This window comes from Paraclostridium sordellii (genome assembly GCF_000953675.1).
Taxonomy (GTDB): domain Bacteria; phylum Bacillota; class Clostridia; order Peptostreptococcales; family Peptostreptococcaceae; genus Paraclostridium; species Paraclostridium sordellii.
On sequence record NZ_LN679998.1, the window covers coordinates 1797187 to 1817876 of the forward strand.

17 protein-coding genes and 1 riboswitch are annotated in these 20690 nt (G+C 25.8%); all 17 genes read right to left on the reverse strand.

The genetic code is table 11. From position 1 onward, the window contains the following. Positions 1-55: 55 nt before the first annotated feature. Positions 56-1231: a cytochrome c biogenesis protein/redoxin gene (locus ATCC9714_RS08625; protein ID WP_057545038.1), complete on the reverse strand. Its 1176-nt coding sequence runs from the start codon at positions 1229-1231 to the stop codon at positions 56-58. Between the two features lie 538 nt (positions 1232-1769). Then, positions 1770-1835 carry a hypothetical protein gene (locus ATCC9714_RS17945; protein ID WP_334290608.1) on the reverse strand — a complete coding sequence of 22 codons (66 nt, stop codon included), beginning with the start codon at positions 1833-1835 and terminating at the stop codon, positions 1770-1772. Positions 1836-2444: 609 nt separating this feature from the next. Next, the gene (locus ATCC9714_RS08635) at positions 2445-2639 is read right to left on the reverse strand and encodes a capping complex subunit for YIEGIA (protein WP_021121249.1); all 195 of its coding nucleotides are present in this window, start codon (positions 2637-2639) and stop codon (positions 2445-2447) included. 4 nt (positions 2640-2643) lie between these two features. Then, complete coding sequence (locus tag ATCC9714_RS08640) at positions 2644-3561, reverse strand: YIEGIA domain-containing protein (protein WP_057545039.1); 918 nt, start codon at positions 3559-3561, stop codon at positions 2644-2646. Between the two features lie 562 nt (positions 3562-4123). After that, entirely contained in the window at positions 4124-6691 is a 2568-nt protein-coding gene (locus ATCC9714_RS08645; protein WP_057545040.1) for an ABC transporter permease, read from the reverse strand. After that, the gene (locus ATCC9714_RS08650; RefSeq protein ID WP_054631197.1) at positions 6678-7367 is read right to left on the reverse strand and encodes an ABC transporter ATP-binding protein; all 690 of its coding nucleotides are present in this window, start codon (positions 7365-7367) and stop codon (positions 6678-6680) included. Before ATCC9714_RS08650 ends, ATCC9714_RS08645 begins: the two co-directional genes overlap by 14 nt. A 191-nt stretch (positions 7368-7558) precedes the next feature. Then, complete coding sequence (locus ATCC9714_RS08655; protein ID WP_057545041.1) at positions 7559-8623, reverse strand: sensor histidine kinase; 1065 nt, start codon at positions 8621-8623, stop codon at positions 7559-7561. After that, entirely contained in the window at positions 8613-9308 is a 696-nt protein-coding gene (locus ATCC9714_RS08660; RefSeq protein ID WP_021121196.1) for a response regulator transcription factor, read from the reverse strand. Before ATCC9714_RS08660 ends, ATCC9714_RS08655 begins: the two co-directional genes overlap by 11 nt. Before the next feature lie 177 nt (positions 9309-9485). After that, positions 9486-10550 (reverse strand): M42 family metallopeptidase, encoded by a 1065-nt coding sequence (locus ATCC9714_RS08665; protein ID WP_057545042.1) that lies wholly within the window; start codon positions 10548-10550, stop codon positions 9486-9488. Between the two features lie 147 nt (positions 10551-10697). Beyond that, positions 10698-11393, reverse strand: coding sequence for a DNA/RNA nuclease SfsA (sfsA, locus tag ATCC9714_RS08670; protein ID WP_057545043.1), 696 nt, complete (start codon positions 11391-11393; stop codon positions 10698-10700). 13 nt (positions 11394-11406) lie between these two features. Then, entirely contained in the window at positions 11407-14619 is a 3213-nt protein-coding gene (locus tag ATCC9714_RS08675; protein ID WP_057545044.1) for an ABC transporter permease, read from the reverse strand. A gap of 1 nt (position 14620) precedes the next feature. Then, the gene (locus tag ATCC9714_RS08680) at positions 14621-15325 is read right to left on the reverse strand and encodes an ABC transporter ATP-binding protein (protein WP_057545045.1); all 705 of its coding nucleotides are present in this window, start codon (positions 15323-15325) and stop codon (positions 14621-14623) included. A gap of 143 nt (positions 15326-15468) precedes the next feature. After that, positions 15469-16659 carry a pentapeptide repeat-containing protein gene (locus ATCC9714_RS08685; RefSeq protein WP_057545046.1) on the reverse strand — a complete coding sequence of 397 codons (1191 nt, stop codon included), beginning with the start codon at positions 16657-16659 and terminating at the stop codon, positions 15469-15471. A gap of 24 nt (positions 16660-16683) precedes the next feature. Then, positions 16684-17622, reverse strand: a complete 939-nt coding sequence (locus ATCC9714_RS08690) for a DUF362 domain-containing protein (RefSeq protein ID WP_057545047.1) — start codon at positions 17620-17622, stop codon at positions 16684-16686. A 139-nt stretch (positions 17623-17761) separates the two neighbouring features. After that, complete coding sequence (locus tag ATCC9714_RS08695; protein ID WP_057574269.1) at positions 17762-18403, reverse strand: lactate utilization protein; 642 nt, start codon at positions 18401-18403, stop codon at positions 17762-17764. Between the two features lie 25 nt (positions 18404-18428). Further along, entirely contained in the window at positions 18429-19283 is an 855-nt protein-coding gene (locus ATCC9714_RS08700) for a YihY/virulence factor BrkB family protein (protein WP_081013589.1), read from the reverse strand. Positions 19284-19366: 83 nt separating this feature from the next. Further along, positions 19367-20359, reverse strand: a complete 993-nt coding sequence (gene add / locus ATCC9714_RS08705) for an adenosine deaminase (protein ID WP_057574268.1) — start codon at positions 20357-20359, stop codon at positions 19367-19369. A gap of 53 nt (positions 20360-20412) precedes the next feature. Next, a riboswitch (purine riboswitch) is annotated at positions 20413-20512 on the reverse strand. Positions 20513-20690: the final 178 nt, after the last annotated feature.

Sequence of the window (20690 nt, forward strand, 5' to 3'; positions counted from 1 at the left end):
CAAAAAACAGTATATATCATTTTTAATTATTGACATATACTGTTTAATATATATTTTATTTAGCACCATTTATAAGATACTTCATAGTATCTTTATCCATTCCACCTGGAACATATTGAGTTATATATCCATCTTTATCTATTATAAAAGTCGATGGAAAAGAACTAATCCCATACTGATAAACTAAACTTCCACCTTCATCAAGTAAAACTGGGAATGTATATCCTTCTTGTTTTAAAAAATCTTTTACATGTTTGGCATCTCCCTCTTGTCCTAGATTAGGTGAAGCTACTCCAAGAATTACTACTTCATCAATATTTTTATTGTACTCCTTATATAATTCTTCTATGTAAGGCATCTCATCTCTACATGGAGGACACCATGTAGCCCATAGATTTAAAAATATAGTTTTACCTTTGTAATCACTTAACTTATGCTCTTTTCCATATTGGTCATATAATGTAAAATCTAAAGCTTTTGTTTTTTCTTCTTTATTATTTGAGCTTTGATTACTTTCTGATTTCCTATTATTTTGCATACTTGAGTGTTCTAATTTGTTTATACCTCCATGAACCAGCATAACTAGTCCTGAAATTATAAGAATTATACCTCCAAATTTTTTTATTTTGCTCATATTGTTCTTAACCTTATCTATGCTCTTAACAAGTTTATTGTAGAATAAGGAAACCATTATAAATGGTAAAATAAATCCTATAGTGTATACACCTATCAGTAAATAAGAAGTTGATGTATTATCTGCACTTGAAGACATAATAAGTACAGATGCTAATATAGGACCTATACACGGAGTCCATCCAAAACTAAATGCAAATCCTAATAAAAATGATGTTATCGGGTTCATTTCCTTTGCTTTTAGCTGGAACCTTTTTTCTTTGTTTAAAAAACTTGATTTTATAATATCCATATAAAATAATCCCATAAATATTATAATAATCCCACCTATTATCATTATAAAATCTTTATTAGTATTAAAAAATGAACTTAAAGCACTTACTGATGAACCTAATATAAAGAATGTTGTTGAAATACCTAATGTAAAAAATAATGTATTTCTAAATAAAGAACTTTTGGCAAAGCTACCATTTTTTAAACTTTCTATGCTGCTATTTGATAGCATACTTAAATATATTGGCAGTATTGGTAGTATGCAAGGTGATAAAAATGATAATAATCCTTCTATAAATACTACTGCTAAGTTTAATTTTTCCATTAACTTCCCCCTATTAATTAATTTATAATTCTTTTATCATATTAAGTGGTAATACCTCATTAAGAGCCTATATCGTAGCTGACTAAACATATTTTCTATCTCTTAAATAAGAGTATTTCACTTTCATATACATTGTTAATCGTATTAAATTCATTATTTTACTGGATTCTTTATATATCATCGTTACTAATAGGATTTTCTCACTATCTTAGTCTGTAACTATTTTTATAAACCCATCAGTTTCTACTATTTAATAATATATCAATATTATATTTTTTGCTCAATTAGTTACTTTTTTGTATCCTATATATTTTTGTAATTTTAACTTTCATATAAATTTATACATTAAAAAAGTACATAATTAAGACACTTTTAAAAGTATTTATCACAAGATAAATTATTATTACTCCAAATTATCATAGTTTCCATATTATAGTAAGTAGTTTTAATCGACCTTTACTTAAATAATAAGTTAATTCTACTGTATCTTTATATGCCTTTTTTTCATTCATTACAATATTATGTTTTATCAATAAATCTAGTTCTGTGTTAGCATTTTTTTAGTGTATCCTTCTATAGCTCTTTGTAACTCTCCAAATCCCATTTTATTGTTTTTTAATTCCCATATTATTATAGCAACCTATTTTTTACCCAATATGTTTGATAAAACTTCTACAGTGGACAATAGTATGTTATCTCGTCTATATTATACATTTTCTCATCTCCTAAGTTATATAATATTTGTTACAAAAAAAGCGTAGAATTAACTACGCTTTTTTGTAAAATTGTTTTGTAATTTAAATATTAAACGTTTGGAATTATTGTACCCTAAAATCAATATACCAAATTTAATTTTTAAGCTCAACTAGGCACTTTCTTGTAACCATTATATCTTATAGTTAAAATTCACGGATTTATAGACTAAAACTCTAAAATCAGTAATTTTTAAGCAGTATATTAATTATATAATTATCCTATAGACTATTACTAAGTATAGTTTATAATATAACTTAAATTGTAATCTTAAGATATTAGGCGAAAGTTAATTTCATCCTAATTCATTGAGAATCTCTATTAAATTTGATATTTTTCCAAATATCTAGTCCTAATCACTTACAAAGATAGTTAGATAAAGTCTATCTTTTGCTTAGTAAGTGCTGATTATAGTTACTTTTACTTAATTATCTCATTATATATTAATAAACTCAGTTAATTATCTATTTTTAATTAGTAAATAATCTTTATTTTTTAATTGTACAACATCACATTTCATAGCTTTTGCTAAATCTACACTTAATAAAGATCTAAGTTCTTCATCCTTTTCAAACAAAGCTATACTAGCGCCACCAATTACCCTACTTTTTTCACCTGTAATATAAGCTAGCAACTGAAATCCTTTATCATTCATAAATTTACTCCTTATAATTTAAAATATTTTCTTTCATTAATCTATGACTTTTCCTTACGTTCTCTAATAATGGTGTTTCTTTTACCACTTTAATAAAAAATTCTTCATCTCTAATTATAGGAACTAATACAATAACAACTTTTCCGCTATTGTATTCTTTTCTTGTAAATTGATATCTTTTTACTCCTAGAGCTCTACAAGCTTCAAATAAAATAGCTTGTCTTTGTCCATAATTATCTAGTGTAATTCTAAAATGGTTAGACTTTGGAGTAATAATAGCAGCCATTGCTTCATTCCTAACAATATTTCTGCTATTTTCAGTTCCCAAGCTATTTGTTATATAAATATCATCTACATATAACTCTGAATTTCTAACATCTACTTTTGCAATTTTTACATCAGCTATATCTTGAATTTGTTTGCCTTTTGTAAAATTTCGTATACCTATATATGTAATACTACCAATGCATATTCCGATTAAAATCCTATATAGTATTGATATATTTGATGTTATTATCATTGATAAGCTTGTTATAAATGATACGGTAAGTCCTAGATAATTACGCGATTCAAAAGTTTTTGCAATTCCATCAATATAAGCATCTCCTCTTGTAGTAAACTCTGTATTTTCAAGAGATTTTAAACTCGATATTTCAGTTTTTCTTACATCACGGAATTGTTGAATAGCTATTGTCAAAAAAGTTACCGCAGTAAAATTTTTAGCAAGTAAAGCCGGAATAGCAACTGCTCCAATAGCTGCCGCTATAACTCCTAATACAACATGTGTAAAATATCCATTAGGATAACTAGGATATTGTCTATAGTCTTCCTTTAAAGTCATTACTCTAGCCATAGTTCCCATAATAATAGCTGTAGCAATTACTATAACATCATTTTGGGATATAATACCTTGAACATTCATTTGTATAACCTCCTAAAGGTATTGTTTTGAATGAAAAAAGCACTGATTTGAGATCCTAAGACTCCAAATTCAGTGCTTTTTTAAGGATAGTAATAGAAATTACATCCTATCCTCTTACGACTATTATTAAATATAGTTTACAAGCTAACTTATATTCTAACCTTTGGTAATTAGACTTAAGATAGTTGTATTCTAGTAGACCGAGGCTTTCTAGTAGATTCATTATATTTAATATGATATTTGTTAAATATCTAGTCACCATCACTTCCAAAGATACTATCAAAAGGATAGTTATAATCTAGCTTTTGCATAGTAAGTGTTGGTAGATAATTAACTTTCATTAACTATCTGATTATATATTAACCATTTTTATAAAATATATGACTCTATTTAAAATTTTTTTATAATATATAAAATTAAATTATATATATCATCTAAAATAAACTTGGAAGTTACAGTATTTTATTTTTATTATTAAATTTTATGTTCATCTCTACTAGGAATATTATTTTTATTTATTCAAGTAAAAAATCATATCTACATTAGATATGATTTTTTAAATTTATTCAGTTATTCTAATTCTTTCTACAATACTTTCTTTAGATAAGCTCTTGTAAACTATTAATGGTACTACTAAGCTTATTAAAAACACTGCTATTGTACAAAGTAACAAAGCTCCTATTGGATAAGTATATACTGAATATCTAAGTTTCATAATATTAAAACCAAGTATAGAAGCTACCCCTCCTAAAGTAAGATTTGAAATAGTTATTATTAACGCATAATAAAAACCTTCTAGCATAAGCATTTTCTTAAGCTGTTTTTTAGTCATACCTACTGCTTCTATAGCTGCAAATTCTTTTCTTCTTGATATTATATTTGTTGTCATTGTATTTATAAAATTTAAAACTCCTATTAATCCAATTATAACTACCGCGCTCATACCTATTATAGTTATTGATAATTGAACCTCTTTTGCCTCTTCTATGAAAATCCTTTTTGAATAAACCTTAGTATATGGATTATTGTATTTTTCATTAATATTAATTATTTCATTTTCTAATTTATCATCATTTTTATTATTAGTATCTATGATTACCTTTTCTATATATGGCTTATCTACAACATTTTTAAAGTCATTATTATTAACATATAATGAAATGCTAAAGTTTTTAGCACCATCTAGAATTGCCATAACTTCAAACTCATTTTCAGTGTACCCTTCTTCTACAAGGTTATTTTTAAGATATTTAAAACTAATTTTATCCCCTACCTTTATTTTGCTATCTTCATGCCCTTGGATTATTATATATCCACCTTTATTAAACTTTTCTATGTCTATTTCACCACTTATAACTTTTACGTCTCCATAAAAACCTGCATCGTTATTTTCTATCATCCGATCTATTAATATACCTGATGATAATCCCATTAAATCAACAGGAAGAACACCTTTAAACTCAACTATATCTTTTGGATCTTCTCCTTCATAAAGCAAATCTTTGTACGATTGTTCTACTTCTTGAGTTAATACTTCTTCTTTCAAATCCCCTTCATATACTACTCTATTGCTTCCATTGTAAATAGTATATATATTATCTATTTCATTTATATTTTTTAAGTCTTTTAAAATATTTTCATCCATTGGTATACTTGAATCTTCTTCATAATCAATTTGCCAAACTGATCCATGTTGTATTTCCATATCTCCTAAAAGTTGTCCATCTGCTGCTTTATTTGGGTCTGAACTGCTAATAATTGTTGCTACCCCTAAAAATATCATACAACTTAGTGACATTGATACTAAAACTAAAAATGCTTTTTTCTTATTTCTAAACATATTAGCAAGTGCCATTTTATGAATTTTAGAACCAGTTTTACCTTTTTTAGATTTTTTCTTTATATTATTATCTCTATCACTATATCTAATTGCATCTATTGGAGATACTGTACTTGCTATTTTTGCAGGTTTTTTACAAGATAATCTTACTGTTATATATGAAAATACTGTCGCAAATATAAATATTATTGGATTAAAGTAATTATAAGTGCTTCTATCTAATCCATTTAGTATATTACCAACTATAGGCACAAATATAACTCCTAATAAATAACCTATTGTTAGGCCTATTGGGATACTTATTAAACACAAAGTATTAGCCTGAGTTATTACTAGCTTTTTAATTTGTGCTGGTGATGTTCCTATGGTTTTTAATAATCCATAATGTTGTATGTCTTTAACAACTGAAATATAAAAGATATTATATATTAGTAAGTATCCACTTAAAAGGATTAGCATTATCATAAGAATTATAGGTAGTACATTTTTTATTAATTCACTTGTATTATTTACCTGTGTATCTAAATGTGCAGGATTTAAACTAGCTTTTCCACTATAAGGTTTTAAATCTTTTATAACTTGGTTAAATTGTGATTCTAAATTTTTATTATTTTTAAAATTAAAATATACACAAGTTGGTCCAACTTCATTATTTTTTCTATATTCATTATAAAAAGCTTCACTTGCAAAAACATCATGTAGATTCATTACATTTGACACTTTATACTTAAAGTATCCACTTAATCTAAACTTAAAAATCTCAGTTTCACCTGTTGGATTACCATCTTTTACTTTTGGTATTTCTAAATTTACTTCTGTTCCTATCTTATGTGGTAACTTTAATAAATCTAAAACTATAGTTGGAAGAACTATATCATCTTTATTTTCAGGTAGCTTTCCTTCTACCATTTCCATGTGAGGAGTGTTTTTTATACTGTTTTCATCATATATAGTAAGATTTACTGTTTGTGTTAATAGTTCTGGATTTTTTATAATTTCAATATTTTTTACTATACCGATTGTATTTTTATCTATTAAATCATGATTCTTTAGCTTTTCAATTTGTTCTTTTGATATATCTTGTAATTGAACATGACTAAGTGTTCCATATTCCATAAACTTATAACTATTAAATGCTTCTAACATAGAATATCCCACGGTAAATAAAGATGTAAAAAGCACAGTTGTTAAAACTATTGCAATTACAGATACCATATTTCTCATTTTGTTTATTTTAAAATTTCTTTTACTTAATTTTTTTATTATTTTTTGATTATTATTGTAAAGCATAGTTTTCACCTCTGTTTACAACCTTACCATCTTCAATTCTAATTATTCTTTCAGCCATTTGAGCTATTTGTTCATTATGAGTTATCATTATTATTGTTTGACTAAACTTTTGACTTGTTATTTTTAAAAGACCTAATACGTCTTGTTCTGTTTTACTATCTAGATTTCCTGTTGGCTCATCTGCTAGTATTATTGATGGTTTTGTTGCAAGAGCTCTTGCTATGGCAACACGCTGTTGTTGTCCTCCCGATAGATTATTAGGAAGTTCATTTACTTTTGATGTAAGTCCTAGTATATCTATTATTTCATTTATATATTTTTCATCTATTTTACATCCATCTAATTCTATTGGAAGTACTATATTTTCATAAACATTTAATATTGGTACTAAGTTATAGCTTTGAAATATAAATCCAACATTTCTACGTCTAAATATTGTAAGTTCTTCGTCATTCATATTAAAAATATCATTATTTTCTATTATTATTTTTCCTTCACTTGCTCTATCAAGTCCCCCAAGCATATGAAGAAGTGTACTTTTACCACTACCAGATGTACCTACTATAGCAACAAATTCCCCTTTATTTATGCTTATATCAATACCATCTAATGCTTTTACTAAGTTTTCACCTTTTCCATAATATTTTTTTAAATTTTTACTTTCTAATATCTTCATTTATATTTAATCCCCCATTCCCAAATTAACAATTATATTTTAAATCAATTAGTTTATTTATTTAAATATTATCATATAAATATTTCTAAAATCCTCACAGTGTTGAGATATTTTAACTTTAAATTATAACAATCTTGAGATATTTTAATAAAAAAATACACTGCTTAAATTTGCAGTGTATTTTTATTGATTTAGTCTTTAAAAAATATAGCAAAAGTAGTTCCCTCACCTTTTTTAGAAGTTACTTTAATATATCCATTTTGCTTATTTATAATTTCTCTAGATAAGTATAATCCAACTCCTACTCCCTCTGTATCACTAACATCTATGCTTCTGTAAAAACGCTTAAATATATGATTAATTTCATATTCATCAATTCCAATTCCATTATCTATTATACTAAGCTTACTAAATAACTCCATTTTCTCTAGATTTAATTTTATATTTCCATTGTAATTAGTATATTTTACAGCATTTTCTATTATATTAAATATAGCTTCTGTAGTCCATTTTTTATCATGGCAAAGCTCTAATTTATCGTCAATATCTATTTCTAAAGATATATTTTTTTCCTCTGCTTTTAAATATATTCCACTTAGTGCACTGGCAATTGTATCACTTATTCTAGACTTTGTTATGTTTAATTCGATTATACCTGTTTCTAATCTAGACATCTTTATAAGTGACTTTACTAGCCATTCTAACTTATTTACTTGATGTCTCATGTTGTTTAAAAAGTAAATTTGTTTATCTCTATCTAGTTCTCTATTTAATAAAGTTTCATTATATATTGAAATATTTGCTATAGGAGTTTTTATTTGATGTGAAATATCTGATATTAATGTCTTTATACTGTCTTTCTCCTTTAGATACCTATTGTTTTTGTTTTCCATAATCTCAACCATGTTTTTAAATTTATTTTGAACCTTGCATATTAAGGTATCTTTATTTAATTCTAAATTTTGATTTTTATTTCCAGCTATAAATTCGTCTATGCTAGTTATAAGTTTGTCACTAAATTCAACTATATTACGTCTTATGACATATACAAATAAAAATGAAATTACTAGTAATGCTACTATAAAGCATAAACTTATTAAGTTGATGTTTTTAATTAAATCATATGATTTTGGATACATGTATATAATATCTTTTGTTTGTTTTCTTATTAAAAATAAATAAGTACATGATATTATAATATATATAATAAAGAAATTTATATAAAGATTGCTTTTATTAATTTTTTTATAATTCATCTTTTCCACCAACCCACATATATCCCATTCCATAAATAGTTTTTATATATTTATGAGTAGCTGTTTTATTATCTATTTTTCTTCTTAATCTATTTATGTTTACCGTTAAGGCATGTTCTTCTATGTATTCTCCATCATTATCCCAAATAAAATCTATTAAAGATTGTCTTGTAACTATTTGTTTTTTACATTGAACTAGTTTTTTTAGTATCTTATATTCTATTGGTGATAGTACTATATTTACTTTACTTTTAGTTACTATCATTTTGTCAAAATTAAAAGTAAAATCTCCATCAATTAAAACTTCATCTTCTAGTTCTTTATTGCCACATCTTCTTATTAGCGCACCTACTCTTTGGGTTAAGATATTTATGCTAAAAGGTTTTGTGATATAATCATCAGCTCCTAGTTTAAATCCTTTTATAATATCTGTTTCCATATCACATGCTGTTAAAAATAATATTCCTATATTTGAAGCTTGTCTAATTTCTTTGCAAAATTCAAAACCATTACCATCTGGTAAGTTTACATCTAAGATAATTAAATCTATGTTATTTTCTTTCAAAATCTCTCTTGCATCATTTAAACTATATACTGGTATGACGTTAAATCCATCAGCATTTAGATTAAAACATATACCATGATTAAGTATAGTATCATCTTCTACTATTAATATGTTTTTCATTTTTTATCCCCCGATAAGCTAGTTAATTTTATAATTCTAATAATATTATATTCTATATTTATTTAGTAATAAATATAGAATATAATATTGCAATTTAAAATAAACTACCACCCCAATAATAAAATGGGGTGGTAAATTTCTTTACAATATATATAATATTTTTATATAAAACTAATTTTAATTATTTAATATTTTATTATATCTATCATTATCTATCTTCTGTATAAATTCACTTAACAATCTAACTGTGTTATCATAGTCATCTTTATGAATAATACTTGCATGGGAATGTATATATCTTGTAGGTATGCCAATACTTATACATGGAGCTCCATCATGAGCTACATGCATTTGGCTAGCATCTGTACCCCCAAATGGAAGTGCATTTATTTGATATGGTATTTGTAGTTCTTCAGCTAAGTCTATTAAGTAATTTTTCAAACCTACATGACCTACTAATCCTCCATCAAATATATGAATTTGAGGTCCATTTCCAAGTTTTCCATCACCAAGTCTAGTATCACTTCCTGGAGTATCATTAGCTATACTTACATCAAGAGAAAATCCTATATCTGGATTAACTACATTAGATGCAGTCTTTGCACCTCTGCATCCAACTTCTTCTTGAACTGTTCCTACTGCATAAACTATATTTTTATGAGCTTTATTTTTTAAATCTTTTAAAATATCTATACATAAAGCACACCCAACCCTATCATCCCAAGCTTTTGCAAGTAAATATTTTGTATTAGCCATTTGAGAAAATTCAAAATAAGGAGTTATCATATCCCCTTGTCTTATACCTAACTTTTCAACCTCTTCTTTAGAGTCTACTCCTATATCAATAAACATATTCTCTTTATCTATAGCTGCTTTGGCATCTTTACTTGGCTTACCATTTATAATTCCTATGTATTCATGACCTTTAGATGTAGTTATTAAAACCTTCTGACTTAGCATAACTTTACCATTCCATCCCCCTAGTGTCTGAAACGTTATAAATCCATTATCATTTATGTTAGCAACTAAAAACCCAATTTCATCCATATGCCCAGAAATCATTATTTTAGGACCATTTTTCTCTCCTACTTTTTTGCATATTAAACTTCCTAATTTATCAGTATAAATATCATCTGCATAATCATTTATATATTCTTTCATTAAATTTCTTACATCTTTTTCATTTCCAGCTACTCCCTTTGCTTCTGTAAGTTTTTTAAACATATCTAATTGACTATTCATTTTTTATCCCCCTAATTTTTTAATTTCTATAATTATATATTTTTTTATTTTTCATTTCAATTGATTTCCTGAATTTTCTAATTTTTATTTAAATTCTAAATAAAGAGAAGTTCAGTTTTTTCTGAACTTCTCTTTATATTCCATGTATTACAATACAATGTCTACTTTATTTTTTATATCTAAAGAATTTAATGTTACGTCACAATCATATGCTAATATATTAACACCCTTAGAGTAAGCATTTTTTAAAGCTTGGCCAAACGCTTTATGCATTTTTATATTTGGAGTAAAATATTTTACATTATCCATTTGAATTACAAATAGTATATAACTTAAATATCCATCATCTGTAGCTTTTATTAGCTCATTAATATGTTTTACTCCCCTTTCAGTTTTAGCGTCAGGAAATAAAACAATACCATCTTCTTCTAGAGTTACACCTTTTACTTCTAAAAATGCTTTTTCAGTATCTGTTTCAATATATATATCAAATCTAGAATCCCCATATGTTTTTTCTGGCTTTATATACTTTATATCTCCTTTTAATCCTGGTAAATTTATTTGGTTATTTATCAAAGCTTCATAAGCCACTTTATTAGGAGCTTGTGAGTCCATGTTAATTAACCTATTTCCTTTAATTACGCTTATTAATGAAAATTTAGTTTTTCTTTTGGGGTTGTCATGTTCTTGTAAATATACTTTACACCCGGGAATTAATAGCTCTCTGCATTTACCTGTATTTTTCACATGTACAACTTCTTCTTTGCCCTTTACTATACAATGAGCTATAAATCTATTTGGTCTTTCTATAAATATTGCTTCTACTATATTTTCGTATATCATTTTATAACCTCTACTAATCTACAGATTTTAAAGATTCAACCATCTTTATCTTTTTAAGTTTATAGTACATACATAAATTCACTAGTGCTGCAAATATAAGTGTAAGTAAAGCAGAAAGTATAAAACTTAAAAGCTTTATTTCTCTTCCAAACATTATAAAATCCAATTCTGCAGTTGTCATTATGAACTTATGTAAAAATACTCCTACAAACAATCCTAAAAAGGTTCCTATTACTGTTAAAATTATGTTCTCCCTAAATACATATGAAGCTACTTCCTTATCATAAAATCCAAGAACTTTAATAGTTGCAATTTCTCGTATTCTTTCACTAATATTGACATTAGTTAGGTTATATAACACAATAAATGCTAACGCTCCGGCTGATACGATTATAAGAATCACTACACTATTTAAGTTTGAAATCATATCCTCAAATGATTGTCTTGATGTAGTATTAAAAGCAGCAGAGCTTATATTTTCTTTATTAATTATATCTTTTACTAACTCACTTTCTGAAATATTTTTAGTTGATACATTTGTGAAAACTTGATTAAATTTAGCTTCATGATTAAATATCTCCTTGTATAATTTAGGACTCATGTATATATAGTGACCGACATAATTTTCTACTATTCCATTAACTTTAACTATGTGCTTTTTGTTTTCTCCGCTTTCTAATGTTATTGAATCTCCAGATTTAACCTTAAGAAGTCTAGCTAACTTTTCAGTTATTAAAACTCCTGAATCTTCTAACTTATATACTTTTTTATTTACCCTATTTTGTAGAGTTATAAATTTATTTATTTTATTTTTATCTTCTGGGATTATAATATTTGCATCTTTTTCATTTAATCCATTTGAAATTTTAATACTTTTATTTTTTACATTTAAATAATCTTGTATCCTCTTATCATTATCTAAATTTTTTGATTTATTACTCTTTTCTATCTCCTTATTGTAAGTTAAGGTCATATTATATTTAATAATATTTCCATATTGATTGTCTACAATAGAAGAAATAGAATCTTTTACTCCAAATCCAGTAACCAAAAGAGCAGTACATCCAGCCACTCCAACTATAGTCATAAAAAATCTTTTTTTATACCTAAAAATATTTCTACATGTTACCTTTTGTGAAAAAGTTAGTTTATTCCATATAAATGTAATACGTTCAAGAATAATTCTTTTACCTTCTTTTGGAGCTTTAGGTCTCATAAGAGTAGAGGGAACTTCTTTTAGTTCTTTATAACAAGAATATATGGCTGCCAAAGTAGTTGTTAATATAGCTATTAATGTTGATATTAGCACTAAATATAAATCAAACTGCAAGGAAACTTTTGGTAAATTATAGGTCATTGTTGCATACGCATCATATATTATAGTAGGAAATACTGTAAGTCCGATAATATTTCCTATTATACTCCCTCCTAAGCTAGCCGTAAGTGAATATAATATATATTTACTCATTATAGTAAATTGATTATATCCTAGAGCCTTCATAGTTCCAATATTAATTCTTTGTTCATCAACCATTCTAGTCATGGTAGTTAAGCATATTAATGCAGCTAGCGAAAAGAAAAATACCGGGAAAATTTTAGATATAGAATTTATACTATCTGCAGAATTTTTAAAATCAACGAATCCGTAGTTTGTATATCTATCAAGTACATACCACTTACCAGATTTAACTTCTTTGATTTTATCTTCTTCTTCTTTAATTTTATTCTCTGCATTTAATAGCTCTTCATCTGCATTTTCTTTGTTTTTTTCATACTCTTTTTCAGCTTTTTCCAAACTTTTTTTATTATTTGAAATTTTCTTTCTAGCTGCTTTGAACTGATTTAATCCCTGTGATTCTTTATCATTTAGAACTTGTTTTTTAGAACTTAAATCCTTTTTACTATTATTTAAAATATCTTTAGCTGAATTAAGTTTAATTTCAGTATCATTAAGTAAATTTTCTTTAGCTTGCAACTCATTATTTGCTAATACTATACCACTTTGTAGTCTATCTAGCTTTTCTTTACTTTGAGATAAAACTTCTTCCAACTCTTTTTTCTTGTTGTCATCTAAATATTCATTTGAAAGCAATTCTTCAATGCTTTTAATATATTCTTCTAATTCTTTTGCTTTGTTTTCTTGGATATGTATTTCATTTTTTGCATCTTTTATAGAAATTTTAAAAGTTTGTTTATTTTTTTCAAATTCACTTAATTTTTTATTTAGTTCATTTTCATTTGAATTTAACTGTTCTTCTGCATCTTTAAGTTTTGATTTAGCATTTGAAATTTCATCATTAAATAGTTTTTGCTTATTATTAAGGTCATTTTCTCCTTCAGTAAGTTCATTTTTTGCTAAATTAAGCCTATTTTCAGCATCATTTAAATCTTTATAAGCTTCAACTCTTTTTTGTTTTAATTCTTCTTTTCCTTCATTTAAATCATTTCTAGCAGTATTTAAAATTTCATTATATCTTAGCTTAGATCTATCTTCTCCTAGTGATTCTACTTCTTTTTTTACTTTATTTACAAAGTCTTTATATTTATCTGAATATGTATTAATCTTATTAGATTCTTTTAATGTTATATATACTTCTGTGTATACATCTTGCTTAAATTCACTATTTAAAACCATCATAAAGCTATCTAGTTGTCCATTACCTATAGAGCTACTTCCTTTAGCTCTTGATACATAATATGGAGTTTTTACTTTTCCAACAACTTTATATTCATTACGTTTTAATGTATCCTTTATATTCTCATTATTATCTCCATAAAGCTTTATGGTACTTCCTATAGGAATATTTATATAATCATCAACTAAACATTCATTAGGACTATTTGGGTAATGTCCCTCAACTATATCTACTTTATTTATATAATTTTTACCAGATTTAGGTAGTCCATGAATCTTTAATACCATTTGTTTATTATCTATACTAGTTAAGGCTTCTTTTGAAAAAGTTGGATATACATTTTTAACCCCCTTAATATTTGAAAGTTCTTTTATATCTTCATCAGTTAATCCCAAAGGTGATATAACTGTTAAATCCATAAAGTCTTGCCTATCGTAATATTTATCTGCTGTTAATTCCATAACTGGAGAAGCTACTTTTATTCCTGTAAAAAAAGCAACTCCTAACATTATTATTGCAAATACAGATATAAACCTACCTTTTGATTTCTTTATTTCTCTAAAGGTATCTTTTATTAAAGGATTTTTCATATTACCACTCTATCCTTTCTACTGCCATAGGATTTTCATTTTTTACGATATCATTTACTTTTCCATTTTTTATGGTAATAATTTTATCTCCCATAGGAGCAATTGCCATATTATGAGTTATTATAACTACTGTCATTCCTAAAGTCTTATTTGTATCTTGTAAAACCTTAAGAATAGACTTACCCGTATTATAATCTAAAGCTCCAGTAGGTTCATCACACAATAACAGTTTTGGATTTTTTGCTAATGCACGTGCTATAGCTACTCTTTGTTGCTCTCCCCCTGATAATTGAGATGGAAAATTATTTTTTCTACTTTCAAGTCCTACAGACTTAATGACATCATTTGGATTAAGTGGATTTTTACAAATTTGTGTAGCTAGTTCTACATTTTCAATAGCTGTTAAATTTTGAACTAAATTGTAAAATTGAAAAACAAAACCTATATCATGTCTTCTATATTTAGTTAGTTCTTTTTCATTATACTTACTAATGTTCTTATTATCTACAAGCACAGTTCCAGATGTTGGTGAATCCATACCTCCTAAGATATTTAGTATGGTACTTTTTCCAGCTCCACTAGCTCCAACAACTATAACTAATTCTCCTTTATTTATAGAAAAGTTTACACCATCAAGTGCATTTATTTTAACTTCACCCATTATGTACGTTTTTTTTACATTTTCAAATTGTATATAATTTTGCATATCATATCCTCCTACTTCTTTTTAATTATACACTATTTAGTATGATAACGAAATCAAGTCGATATTTAAATTATACTATTTCTAGTCATATATATAATAAAAAAGGAAGCTATTAATAGCTTCCTTTTTTATTATATACTTTTTTATCTTACAACTTTTCTAGTTAATGTTCCAATACCTAGACCCATCATTACTATTCCTATTAATATTTCAATATCCAGAAATATGTAACTATTTGTTACCGGTTTACAATTTATTGTCCCTAAACCTCCAAATGCACCTACACTTAATGTTAATGATTCATTAAAATCATTGATAAATTTTGAAAAATTTAATTTACTTATTGTATTCATGTTGTAAATTATTTCTTTATTATCTATTTCTATACCTACAATTAAGTATACAAATGCGAAGAATATAATTATAACTAATGATGAGTATACTGCAAATTCAGGTCTTTCTCCATATCCACAAGTTAAAAAATATATATATGACTCTACCTTTGGAAAAAATTTAAGTGTTTTTCTTTGCATACATTTACATAGGTAATAGTATTCTCCAAAGTTATTATTTAAAGTATTTTCTTTGAATTTATCTGCAATAGTTTCATATACCATGTATAAACCTTCATATTCTTCTCTAGTTTTGTATCTAATAGGTATTTTATCTATGAAGCTTTTTTCATCTAATTTACTTTTAAACTTATCTTTAAATTCTAAGTCTTCTATATATGTAGAAACTATTTTACAGCCACATAAATCACAATCTGATATGATTATCATTTTTAAATCACATTTTGAAATTATTATATTTGTCATATCTGTTTGCTCAAAATTGGTATCTTTGATATTACAATCTTCAAATATGGCAAATGACAGTATACAATTTAAAAATTTTGAATATATACAACAGTTTAAAAATGTACAGGATAAATTCTCATATTTATTCAAAGAAGGAGACTTACTACTATCTTCTTTTAAAAAGCTACAGTTTTCAAAAGTTACTCCACCTTTACCAAATTCACAATTTTCAAAAACACACCCTATAAACCTACATTCTTTAAAAGTTATATTAAAGAAATTGCAGTTTGAAAATTTACTTCCTACAATATCTTTATTTTGTATTTTGATAAATTTTTCTTCATCTAAAATACTATTTTGACCAAGAACTTCATCATTAAAAGTTTTATAACTATATTTAGTACATGGGTTATAATTTTCGCCTACTTCTTTTTTCTTACCAAGGTTTGAAATTATGCTATTATTGTTGTGTTTTCTTTTTTGAAGTTGTTTTTTAGCTACAAAAACCTCTTCTTTAAAGTTTATATATCCCATACAATACCTCCTTTATATCTCCTTTTATTTAGGTTGAGTACCATGTATGTCTTTAATATTTTTGTTATCTAACACAACAGCTTTCCCATATGCATTCTTAGAAAATATTTTTTCAGCTTTAGAAATATCTATGCCTTTTAAATCTATATTTTCAATTTTAGCTTCTCCAATTCCATCATTGTATAGTTTATATAAGTATGCAACTGCTTGAGGTAAAAATCCTAAAAATCTAGCACCTACAGTATCTACTGCTACAGGATCTGTTCCAACTATAATTAACCCATCATTATCTACTGGAATTCCATCAGTTGGACCTGTTCCTATCATAGCTTTATCACAACTTACAATAGACAGATCTATTGGAATTTGATTCATTATAGAACTTATAAATCCATGTAAGTCTTCATGAATTCCTGTTTTCTTTTTAGGATATCCATGTATTTCAGCTGGAGGCCAACCCATAGCTATATTTTTAATGCTAGCTGTTATAGTAGCTTCTTCATGCATCTTTAATTGTGTAAATGAAATAATTACATCCGCTTCATTTATAATATTATTTATAGGAGTTGACCTTATTATACTGTGATTTAAAACTAATTCTGTATATGGACCATAATTCATATCCACAAAATTCACATTTTCCTCTTCTAACACTTTGTCATAACCAACGTTTTTCATAACATCTAAAGTCTTTGCTCCACCAGCTCCAACTGCTATAGTTATACTTTTAGGTTCCTTTATTTTTATATATCTAATTAATTTCTTTAATGTTTTAGGTCCTACAACACTTCCTGAATTTGGTTTATAGTCTTTAACCCAATTTGGTGCAATTACTACTCTATCATTTTTAGTTATAATTTTATCTATAGGTAACATATTAAGTGCTTTCTCTAAAGCTTTCCCTTCACTTATTCCGTTTTCTATGGCAACTATTGGTTTTTGTATCTTTCTTTCTCTTATCATATCTTCACCTCTGTATAGTAATAACTATCTATATATTATTTCATAGTTAATTACAAATTATTCCTAAGGTTAAAATTTTTAGCATTTTACATAAAAAAATAGGCAATGAATAATTAATTATTCATTGCCTATTTGCACCCTAATATCCAAAATTATCATCTATTATTATAACGTGAATTCTCTCTTTATTTCTTTGTCTTTTTATAATTGTGTATTCACAACATATTCTATCACTACTATCACAGTCCATACAATACCCAGTAACTTTACATGGAGTCTTAGTATCTATTCTTTTTGCATTTGCTGGTGCTGATATAGACTCATTTCTTTTTATAGCTTCCTCTATATTTTTTACTATTTTATTTACTCCGCAAATAACTATAACTTTATCAGGCCCGTAAAGCATAGCCGCTACCCTATTACCATTTCCATCTACATTATATAGTTCTCCATTTTCTGTTAAAGCATTTGTACTCGTAAAATATGCATCACATATAAAAGCTTTTCTATATATATCTTTAATTTCTTTTGGATTTAATCCATTTTTGTATCTATCTAAAAATTCATATCTATCACTTCTTAAATGCTCTATTACTCCAATTTCAAAAAGAGTTTGTGAACCTCCACAACTTACTAAAGAGCCTTCATTAACTATTTCTTTTATTTTTTCTAATATTTCTTCTTTAGAATTTACAAAATAGCCATGCATATTATTTTTTTCTAAAGCTTTAATAGTTCTTTCAATTTTTTTTTCATTTACCCATTTTAAGTTATTATCCATAATATAATCTCCCTTTTAAAAGTTTTTAATATCTTTGCCTTCTATAATATATTAGTGCATTGACTTCACATCCAAGAAGCATTATCCAACTACTTAAATAAAACCAAGTAAGAAGAGCTATTATTCCCCCTATACTTCCATATATAACTTGATAATTTGAAAAGTTATTTGTATAAAATGAAAATACAACAGAAACTAATATCCATCCAAAAATAGATAAAATAGCTCCAGGCATAGCTTCTATCAAAGGAATTTTTTTATTAGGCCCATACCTAAAAAGCGAACTAACTATCCATATAGTTATTGCAATTACAAAAGAGTATCTAAATAAATTCCATGTTGGAATAAAAATCTTACTTAATCCCAAAAACTTAAATATTACATATCCTACTTTTTCTCCATATAATAAAAATACCATTGATGAAACTATAAGTACTATAAGTTCTACTGTAAAATAAAATGAAATAATTATTAATTTAAAAAAAGATCTAGTTTCTAATACATTGTAAGATTTATTTATACCTTTTATAAAAACTCTAACAGCACGAGAAGAACTCCACAATGTAAAGGTAAAACTCATTACTGTTAAACTTATGCTTTTTTGACTTACTGCAGAATCTATTATAGATTGAACCATTATAAAGGCAGTACGTGGAATTAAATCATCAAAAGAATATAAAAACTTATTTATATGTATTATAGGTATAAATCCTAACAAGTTTATCATGAAAATTAAAAAAGGAAATATAGAAAGAAGTAAATAATAGGACATAGCTGCAGCCCTAGAATTTATATCATTTAAATTAATCCTTTTATATATGATACTATTTTGAACATTACTTTTTATACTATTTTTTATATTATTTATAAGACCTACCACCTTTCACTCTTATAATATAACTACAATATATTATATATCAAAAAATAAAAGTATTGCTAGTTAAAACAATACTTTTATTTTTATTAGATATATTTTTTTAATTTATTTTTTATTTCATCATTTGCAAAACAAGCTTTTACACTATTTAAATATATATTTTTATAATCTTCTTCATCCATATTAAATTCATTTATAATAACACTATATTCATTAGTTAAATCTACATTTGATACTGTTCTGTTATCTGTATTTAAAGTTACTTTTATGCCATCTTTATAAAACTTTTCTAATGGATAGTTAAATAAATGATCTATTGCTTTAGTTTGTAAGTTGCTTGTTGGGCACATTTCAAGTGTAATATTTTTTTCCTTAACTAAATTATAAGCTTCTTCATGATCTTTTATGAATATCCCATGTCCAATTCTTTCTGCTTTTAAAATATTTATAGCATCTAATACATTTTTACCTATTCCAGTTTCACCAGCATGAATAGTTACTCTGTATCCATAACTCCTTGCTAAAGCTATAGGCTTTTCAAATTCAAAACAGAAATCATCATATTCACTAGAACATAAATCAACAGCTACAACCCCATTTCCTAAGAACTCTTTTCCCGATTCAATAACTTCATAGCTACTTTCTACACTCATAGTTCTCATACATGATAGTATTAAATTTCCTTTAATATCAAATTGTTTCTCTGCTCGTTTTACTCCCTTTAATACACTTGATATAACTTGTTTGACTGTAAGACCTTTACTTACATGTAGTAGAGGTGCAAATCTTATTTCTATATAAACTATATTTTCACTAAAAGCATCTTCCATAAGTTCAAATGCAATTCTTTCTAACCCTTCCTCATCTTGCATAACAAGTCCAGGTAAATCAAATCTTTTTAAATATTCATCTAGAGATGAACAGTTTTTTGGAGCTACCATAAGTTTTTGTATTTCAATTTCATTTAAAGATGGTAACTCAATATTTTTCTTTTTTGCTAACTCTATTACTGTACTTGGTCTAACACTGCCATCTAAGTGACAATGTAATTCTATTTTAGGTAAATATTTAAAATTCATATTTTTTCTCCTTTAAACTATTTTATAAAATAAAAAAATCCTGATTACAAAGGAAGTAAAAATACTTCCTTTGTAATCAGGATTTTTTGGACCCTGGTAGAAACTCCTAAACCATATTATTAGGATTATACAAAGTTTAACTTAAAGTTTTTATAATTATATCATATATAATAAATCTGTCAATTATAATTTTAAGTTTAAAAAATCATTTAAATTAGGTTTAGTTTTACTAAATAAAACAAAAATTAATATAAACAAAAGATTAGAATCACTAAACTAAATAACAATTAATATAAATTTTTATTTTTCTATATATACTCTAAGCCTTTGA

Bases quoted from the DNA above. Each gene is read 5' to 3' on its own strand.
- ATCC9714_RS08645 (WP_057545040.1), bottom strand. From the start codon at position 6,691: ATGCTTTACAATAATAATCAAAAAATAATAAAAAAATTAAGTAAAAGA.
- ATCC9714_RS08655 (WP_057545041.1), bottom strand. From the start codon at position 8,623: ATGAATTATAAAAAAATTAATAAAAGCAATCTTTATATAAATTTCTTT.
- ATCC9714_RS08695 (WP_057574269.1), bottom strand. From the start codon at position 18,403: ATGGATAATAACTTAAAATGGGTAAATGAAAAAAAAATTGAAAGAACT.
- ATCC9714_RS08685 (WP_057545046.1), bottom strand. From the start codon at position 16,659: ATGGGATATATAAACTTTAAAGAAGAGGTTTTTGTAGCTAAAAAACAA.
- ATCC9714_RS08660 (WP_021121196.1), bottom strand. From the start codon at position 9,308: ATGAAAAACATATTAATAGTAGAAGATGATACTATACTTAATCATGGT.
- ATCC9714_RS08650 (WP_054631197.1), bottom strand. From the start codon at position 7,367: ATGAAGATATTAGAAAGTAAAAATTTAAAAAAATATTATGGAAAAGGT.
- add (WP_057574268.1), bottom strand. From the start codon at position 20,359: ATGAATTTTAAATATTTACCTAAAATAGAATTACATTGTCACTTAGAT.
- ATCC9714_RS08680 (WP_057545045.1), bottom strand. From the start codon at position 15,325: ATGCAAAATTATATACAATTTGAAAATGTAAAAAAAACGTACATAATG.
- ATCC9714_RS08665 (WP_057545042.1), bottom strand. From the start codon at position 10,550: ATGAATAGTCAATTAGATATGTTTAAAAAACTTACAGAAGCAAAGGGA.
- ATCC9714_RS08640 (WP_057545039.1), bottom strand. From the start codon at position 3,561: ATGAATGTTCAAGGTATTATATCCCAAAATGATGTTATAGTAATTGCT.
- sfsA (WP_057545043.1), bottom strand. From the start codon at position 11,393: ATGATATACGAAAATATAGTAGAAGCAATATTTATAGAAAGACCAAAT.
- ATCC9714_RS08690 (WP_057545047.1), bottom strand. From the start codon at position 17,622: ATGATAAGAGAAAGAAAGATACAAAAACCAATAGTTGCCATAGAAAAC.
- ATCC9714_RS08625 (WP_057545038.1), bottom strand. From the start codon at position 1,231: ATGGAAAAATTAAACTTAGCAGTAGTATTTATAGAAGGATTATTATCA.
- ATCC9714_RS08635 (WP_021121249.1), bottom strand. From the start codon at position 2,639: ATGAATGATAAAGGATTTCAGTTGCTAGCTTATATTACAGGTGAAAAA.
- ATCC9714_RS08675 (WP_057545044.1), bottom strand. From the start codon at position 14,619: ATGAAAAATCCTTTAATAAAAGATACCTTTAGAGAAATAAAGAAATCA.